Raw genomic sequence first — 2097 nt, forward strand, 5'->3', positions numbered from 1 at the left:
GACCTGGTGATGTGTCGGTCCGGGGCAATGACGGTCGCCGAAGTGTCGGCCGTCGGCTTGCCGGCCATCTACGTGCCGCTGCCAATCGGCAATGGTGAGCAACGGCTCAACGCGCTGCCGGTGGTCAACGCCGGTGGCGGCATGGTGGTCGCCGACGCCGACTTGACGCCGGGCCTGGTGGCGCGGCAAGTCGCCGGGCTGCTCACCGACCCGGCGCGCTTGGCGGCGATGACGGCGGCCGCCGCGCGAGTGGGACATCGTGATGCCGCGCGTCAGGTCGCGGAGGCCGCGTTGGACATCGCGCGACGGGCCCGGTCGGCTGGAGGGAAACCGTGACCCGCGCCGGCGACGATGCAGAGCGAAGCGATGAGGAGGAGCGGCGCTTGACCCGCGAGCAGTTGCCGCCCGAGCTGCCTCCTGAGCTACGTAGGGTGCACATGGTGGGCATTGGGGGAGCCGGGATGTCGGGCATCGCCCGCATCCTGCTGGACCGCGGCGGGCTGGTGTCTGGCTCAGATGCCAAGGAGTCGCGCGGTGTGCACGCGCTGCGGGCACGTGGCGCGCTGATCCGCATCGGACATGACGCGTCATCGCTGGATCTGCTGCCCGGCGGCGTTACCGCGGTCATCACCACCCACGCCGCCATCCCCAAGACCAACCCCGAGCTGGTCGAAGCCCGGCGGCGCGGCATTCCGGTGATATTGCGACCGGCCGTGTTAGCCAGGCTGATGGACGGGCGTACCACGCTGATGGTCACCGGCACACACGGCAAGACGACGACCACTTCCATGCTGATCGTGGCCCTGCAGCACTGCGGACGCGACCCATCCTTCGCGGTCGGCGGTGAGCTTGGCGAGGCGGGTACCAACGCTCACCACGGCAGCGGCGACTGCTTCGTCGCCGAGGCCGACGAAAGCGACGGCTCGCTGCTGGAATACACGCCCAACGTCGCGGTGGTCACCAACATTGAGTCCGATCACCTGGATTTCTACGGCAGTGCCGATGCTTATGTCGGGGTGTTCGATTCTTTCGTGGAACGGCTGGCCCCCGGGGGAGCGCTCGTGGTGTGCGCCGATGACCCCGGCGCGGCGGCGCTAGCTCAGCGCACGGCTGAACTAGGAATTCGGGTGCTGCGCTACGGTTCCGACGACTGGCCGGGCGAGACCTTGGCCGCCAGGTTGGTGTCGTGGGAGCAGCAGGGCACCGGAGCGGTCGCGCACATCCAGTTGGCCGGTGAACCGAACCCACGGGTGATGCGGCTATCGGTACCCGGGCGGCACATGGCGCTCAATGCGCTAGGCGCGTTGCTGGCGGCGATCGAGATTGGCACGTCGACCGATGAGGTGCTCGACGGGCTGGCCGGTTTCGAGGGTGTGCGTCGCCGCTTCGAACTGGTCGGGACCTGCGGAGTCGGACACGCCCCGAACTCGCTGGTGCGGGTGTTCGACGACTACGCCCACCATCCAACGGAGATCAGCGCGACGCTGGCGGCGGTCCGCAAGGTGCTGGAGCAGAACGGCGGCGGTCGCTGCATCGTGGTGTTTCAGCCCCACCTATATTCGCGGACCAAGGCTTTTGCCAGCGAATTTGGTCGTGCGCTGGATGCCGCCGACGAGGTGTTCATCCTTGACGTCTACGGTGCCCGCGAACAACCGCTCGCTGGCGTCAGCGGAGCTAGTGTTGCTGAGCATGTCAGCGTGCCGGTGCGCTATCTACCCGACTTCTCGGCGGTTGCCGCGGAGGTCGCCGCGGTGACCGGCCCCGGCGACGTCATCGTCACGATGGGTGCCGGCGACGTGACCATGCTCGGGCCGGAGATCGTTGCCGCGCTGCGGGTTCGGGCCAACCGCAGCGCGCCCGGCCGGCCGGGAGTGGGGCGGTGACCGAACCGAACGAGGGAGCGCCGGCCGATCTGGTGGCCGATTCCGCGGACGCCGACAGCTCGATCACCGAGCCGCTGGTCGTCGGGGCGCAGGACGACCAAACGCCGGGCGACCACGACGAGTTCGAGGGGCCGCGCCGACGGGCCCGCCGTGAGCGGGCTGAGCGCCGCGCCGCGCAGGCGCGCGCCACCGCGATCGAAGAAGCCCGCCGCGA

2 protein-coding genes and 1 pseudogene are annotated in these 2097 nt (G+C 69.4%); all 3 read left to right on the forward strand.

What is annotated here, in order from left to right; genetic code table 11:
- Nucleotides 1-336 (forward strand): glycosyltransferase (locus AC2VNT_RS07795; protein WP_486946307.1); only part of this gene is annotated, 336 nt, incomplete at its 5' end.
- Between the two features lie 101 nt (nucleotides 337-437).
- Nucleotides 438-1883, forward strand: coding sequence for a UDP-N-acetylmuramate--L-alanine ligase (gene murC, locus AC2VNT_RS07800; protein WP_486946308.1), 1446 nt, complete (start codon nucleotides 438-440; stop codon nucleotides 1881-1883).
- Nucleotides 1880-2097, forward strand: a pseudogene (locus tag AC2VNT_RS07805) (cell division protein FtsQ); the annotation flags it as partial. The gene murC and the pseudogene AC2VNT_RS07805, both read left to right, overlap by 4 nt.

Source organism: Mycobacterium sp. TH-M15, from assembly GCF_057473705.1.

Excerpts from the sequence above, each read along its gene's own strand:
- murC (WP_486946308.1), top strand. The coding sequence starts at position 438 with ATGGTGGGCATTGGGGGAGCCGGGATGTCGGGCATCGCCCGCATCCTG.